The 4,870-nt window shown below is 70.5% G+C and carries 5 protein-coding genes; 3 read left to right on the top strand and 2 right to left on the bottom strand.

What is annotated here, in order from left to right:
* The coding region (locus VJR25_RS14655; protein ID WP_324116301.1) for a DUF1992 domain-containing protein at nucleotides 1-536 on the bottom strand (536 nt) is incomplete at its 3' end.
* 67 nt (nucleotides 537-603) lie between these two features.
* Here VJR25_RS14655 and VJR25_RS14660 point away from each other — a divergent pair.
* Nucleotides 604-1,320 (top strand): alpha/beta fold hydrolase, encoded by a 717-nt coding sequence (locus tag VJR25_RS14660; protein ID WP_324116302.1) that lies wholly within the window; start codon nucleotides 604-606, stop codon nucleotides 1,318-1,320.
* 9 nt (nucleotides 1,321-1,329) lie between these two features.
* Here VJR25_RS14660 and VJR25_RS14665 read toward each other — a convergent pair whose 3' ends face one another.
* Complete coding sequence (locus tag VJR25_RS14665) at nucleotides 1,330-3,711, bottom strand: excinuclease ABC subunit UvrA (RefSeq protein ID WP_324116304.1); 2,382 nt, start codon at nucleotides 3,709-3,711, stop codon at nucleotides 1,330-1,332.
* A 111-nt stretch (nucleotides 3,712-3,822) separates the two neighbouring features.
* On the opposite strand from VJR25_RS14665, the gene VJR25_RS14670 reads away from it, so the two are divergent.
* Nucleotides 3,823-4,500, top strand: a complete 678-nt coding sequence (locus VJR25_RS14670) for a DUF308 domain-containing protein (RefSeq protein ID WP_324116307.1) — start codon at nucleotides 3,823-3,825, stop codon at nucleotides 4,498-4,500.
* The coding region (locus VJR25_RS14675) for a hypothetical protein (RefSeq protein WP_324116309.1) at nucleotides 4,497-4,870 on the top strand (374 nt) is incomplete at its 3' end. The genes VJR25_RS14670 and VJR25_RS14675, both read left to right, overlap by 4 nt.

Genomic DNA, 4,870 nt, shown 5'->3' on the forward strand with positions numbered 1-4,870 from the left:
CGCCAGGCGGCGACGGCCTCCTCGACGTCGCGGGTCGGCGTGACGACCGGAGGACCCCCGAGCAGCTGGCGGCGGGCCTCGATCACCCGGCGGTTGAAGTCCTCGACCGCGGTGCGCACGTCGGCCTCGCGGTGCAGGGCATCGAGCCGGTCGTCGAGCTCCCGGTCTTCGACGCGCAGCGTGAGGGCCGGCGGCCCGAGGCCGGTGAGCTTCTCGGTCTGGATCTTGCGGCGGATCCACCAGTCGGGATCGTGGTGGTCGCCGAGTCCCGGAAGCGGCTTGCCGGCGCCGGGCAGGTTGTCGAACTCGCCGCGGCGGATCGCCTGCTGGATCGCGGTCTCGACGTAGGCGGCGCGCTCCAGCTCCGAGGAGCCGGCGTACGCCTGGCCGCTGTTCGCCGCGGGATCCCCGTACAGGTCCGGATGCTCCCGGCGCAGCTTCTCGATGCGGTACTCGGCCGCGATCTCACGGGGCCCACGCCCCGTGGAGGCGGGCTCGGGACGATCGGGACGCTCCCCGGGGGCGTGGTCGGGCATGGGCATCCTCCTCGCACTCGTAGGTGGCTGACAGCTCGACCCTACGCGTCGTGCGTACCCTGAGGCCGTGATCGCGAGTCCCACCGAACATCGCATCGGCGACCTCCACGTCGAAGAGACGGGCGCCGGGATGCCGGTGCTGCTGATCCACGGCAACTCGGGCGACCTGCACGACTTCGCCGCCGTCGCGCCGCAGCTGGCTGCGCGCCATCGCGTGCTCGCGATGGACTGCCGCGGTTACGGGCGCTCGGCCCGCGGGCACGGCCCGCTCACCCTGGCACGGATGGCGGAGGATGCGGCATCCGTCATCCGCGCCCTGAGCCCCGACGTTCCGGTCGCGGTGGTCGGGTTCTCGGACGGGGCGAACATCGCGATGCTGCTGGTGGCGCGGCACCCGCAGCTGGTGCGGGCCCTCGTGCTGAACTCGGGCAACATCACCGTCAAGGGGATGCGGTTCTGGATGCGGGTGCGGCTGCGGGTGCTCGATGCGATCCTGCGGTCGGTCGCGCGACGCGTGCCCGCCTTCACGCGGGAGCACGAGCTCATGCGGCTCATGCTCGACCAGCCCGGCCTCGGCCACGACGCCCTCGCCGGCATCCGCGTGCCGACGCTCGTGCTCGCCGGGTCCCGTGACATCATCCGCCCGGCGCACACCCGGATGATCCACCATCTGATCGCGCGCTCGCGGCTGCGGGTCGTGCGCGGAGGCACGCACACCGGCATCAAAGACCTGCCCGACGTCGTCGGACCGATCCTGACCGGGTTCCTCGACGAGCAGGAGTGAAGCCGCGGCTCAGCGTGCCGGGGCGCCGACGTACTCGGCGAGGTGCTCGCCGGTGAGAGTGGCGCGCTGCGCGACGAGGTCGGCCGGGGTGCCCTCGAACACGATGCGCCCGCCGTCGTGTCCGGCGCCGGGACCGACGTCGATGATCCAGTCCCCGTGCGCCATCACGGCCTGATGGTGCTCGATGACGATCACCGACTTGCCGGCCTCGACGAGGCGGTCGAGCAGTCCCAGCAGTTTGTCGACGTCGGCGAGATGCAGCCCGGTGGTCGGCTCGTCGAGCACGTACACGTCACCGTCCTCGCCCATGGCGATCGCGAGCTTGAGACGCTGGCGCTCGCCGCCCGACAGGGTGGACAGCGGCTGGCCGAGCGACAGGTAGCCGAGCCCCACGTCGTCGAGCCGGGACAGGATGCCGGCCACCGCCGGGATCTTCGCCTCGCCGGTCGCGAAGAACTCCCGCGCCTGCGAGACCGGCAGCGCGAGCACCTCGGTGATGTCGAGTCCGGCGAGCTTGTAGTCGAGCACCGCGGTCTGGAACCGCTTGCCGCCGCAGTCCTCGCAGGGCGTCTCGACGGTGTCCATGAAGCCGAGCTGCGTGATGATCACCCCGGCGCCCTTGCAGGACGGGCAGGCGCCCTCCGAGTTGGCGCTGAACATGGCGGGCTTCACGCCGTTGGCCTTGCCGAACGCCTTGCGGATCGGCTCCAGCATGCCCGTGTAGGTGGCCGGGTTGCTGCGCCGCGAGCCCTTGATCGCGCCCTGATCGATGGAGACGACCCCGTCGCGCGGCGACACCGACCCGTGCACGAGCGAGCTCTTGCCCGAGCCCGCCACCCCCGTGATCACGGTCAGCACGCCCGTGGGGATGTCGACGTCCACGTCCTGCAGGTTGTGGGTGCTCGCGCCGCGGACCTCGATCCGCCCGGTGGCGGCGCGGGTGGCATCCTTCAACCGCGCCCGGTCGTCGAGGTGGCGGCCGGTGAGTGTGTCGCTGCGCCGCAGCTCGGCGACGCTGCCCTCGAAGCAGATCTGCCCGCCGCGGGTGCCGGCGCCGGGGCCCAGGTCGACGACGTGGTCGGCGATCGCGATGGTCTCGGGCTTGTGCTCGACGACGAGCACGGTGTTGCCCTTGTCGCGCAGCTGCTGCAGCAGGGTGTTCATGCGCTGGATGTCGTGCGGGTGCAGCCCGATGGTCGGCTCGTCGAACACGTACGTGACGTCGGTGAGGGACGACCCGAGGTGCCGCAGCAGCTTGATGCGCTGCGCCTCGCCGCCCGACAGCGTGCCGGACGGGCGCTCCAGGCTGAGATAGCCGAGCCCGAGCGTGACGAACGCGTCGAGGTTGGCGCTGAGCGCCGACAGCAGCGGGCCGGCGCCGGGCTCGTCGAGCCCGCGCACCCAGGCGGCCAGGTCGGTGACCTGCATCCGGCACGCGTCGGCGATGCTCACCCCGTCGATCTTCGACGACCGGGCGCCTTCGGTGAGACGGGTGCCGTCGCACTCGGGGCAGGTCGTGAACGTCGCCACCCGCTGCACGAACGCGCGGATGTGCGGCTGCAGCGAGTCCACGTCTTTGGAGAGCATGGACTTGCTGATCTTGGGGATGAGCCCCTCGTAGGTCATGTTGATGTTCTGGATCTTGACCTTGGTCGGCGCGCTGAACAGGAACTTGTCGCGCTGTTTCTCCGAGAACTCCGCGATCGGCTTGTCGGCCGGATAGAAGCCGGACTCCGCGAACCCGCGCACCATCCAGCCGTCGGGGGTGTAGCCGGGCACGAGGATGGCCCCCTCGAGCAGGGACTTCGACTCGTCGACCACCTGCGACAGGTCGATGTCGGACACCTGGCCGCGCCCCTCGCAGCGCGGGCACATGCCGCCGAGGTAGATCGCGTCCTTCACGATCTTCTTCTCGCCGTTCGCCGCGGTCATGACCCCGCTCGCCTTCTGCGTCGGGATGTTGAACGAGAACGCCGTCGGCCCGCCGATGTACGGCGTGCCGAGCCGGCTGAACAGGATGCGCAGCATCGCGTTCGCGTCGGTGACGGTGCCCACCGTCGAGCGCGGGTTGGCTCCGAGGCGCTCCTGGTCGACGATGATCGCGGTCGTCAGACCCTCGAGCACGTCGACGTCGGGGCGCGGCACCGAGGGCATGAACCCCTGGACGAACGCGCTGTACGTCTCGTCGATGAGGCGCCGCGACTCGGCCGCGATCGTGTTGAACACGAGACTCGACTTGCCCGACCCGGAGACCCCCGTGAACACCGACAGCCGGCGCTTCGGGATGTCGACGCTGATGTCTTTGAGGTTGTTCTCGCGTGCGCCCTGCACGCGGATGAGGTCATGCGAATCGGCCGTGCGCTGCTGCAGGTCGGCACCGTGTTCTGGCATCCGGGCTCCCATCGTCCTCCCCATGATGCCCTGCTCCTCCGACATCGGGGCTGCGCCCAGCCTGACGACCTAGAATGCAGGGGAATCCCCGATCTCTCCGAAGGCTTCGCCGTGTCCACAGCTCCTGCCGCCCGCCTCATGCCGGTGCGCTATCTGCAGCTCGCCCGCGCCGTCATGGCCGCGATCGCCGCCGCGCTGATCACGTTCTCGACGGTGCACTCCGCGCAGCTCGGCGTCAGCGTCTTCAGCGGCTTCGCGATCGTCACCGGGCTGCTCACGCTGATGGCCGCCTGGTCGGTGTACCCGAAGGGACGCCGCGGCACGGCGCTCGGCCTCGGCGTCCTGTCGATCATCGCCGGGATGATCGGTGGATTCCCGCCGATCCGCACCGTCACGATGTTCTTCGCCCTGCTCATCCCGTGGGCGATCCTCACCGGCGTGGTCGAACTCGTCGACGGCGTGCGCAGCCGGCGCGCCGCCGCGGCCGGCAGCCCGCAGCGCTCCGAGGCCCGGGACGCCGTCACCGTCGGCATCCTCACCGTCGTGCTCGGCCTCGCCCTGCTGCTCGTGCCCGGTCAGTACGCCCTGCAGTACTACATCGCCGAGGCGCACCGGCACTTCACCCTCACCGGCACCACCATCGCGGTCGGCATCTTCGGCGGGTACGCCGCCATCGTCGCCGTGTACCTCGGCATCGCCGCCTTCTCGCCGCGAGCCGCAGCGCCGCAACAGGATGCCGCGGCATCCGAGACCCCCACGACCGAACCCCACCCCGGAGGCGCTCGATGAGTGCAGAACACCCCACCCGTCGTGAGCTGATGCGTCCCGTGCAGCTGCTCGGGCTCTCGGTCCTGGCGGCCCTGTTCGCCGGGTTCGTCACCCTGCTGTCGATGGGCTTCTTCCAGCAGCGGTTCCCCGGTGAGGCGCAGCACGCCCTGCAGATGGGGCTCATCGTCGCGGGTATCACCTTCATCGTGACGATCGTGGTCATCTCGCTGCTGCTGCTCGCGGTGAAGCCCGAGGAGTTCACCACCACGATCGACAAGCCGGTGCTGATCAGCCACGAGGACGCGCTCGCCGAGCACAAGGCCGCCGAGGCCCGCCGGAAGGCCCGGGGCGCTCCGGCATCCGGCGACGCCGAGCCTGAATCGGAATCCGG

Origin of the sequence: Microbacterium sp. (assembly GCF_035277845.1) — a bacterium.
In the GTDB taxonomy this organism is placed as follows: domain Bacteria; phylum Actinomycetota; class Actinomycetes; order Actinomycetales; family Microbacteriaceae; genus Microbacterium.

What these genes read in the sequence shown, in the direction of transcription:
- VJR25_RS14665 (WP_324116304.1), bottom strand. Translation starts at nt 3,711, where the DNA reads ATGCCAGAACACGGTGCCGACCTGCAGCAGCGCACGGCCGATTCGCAT.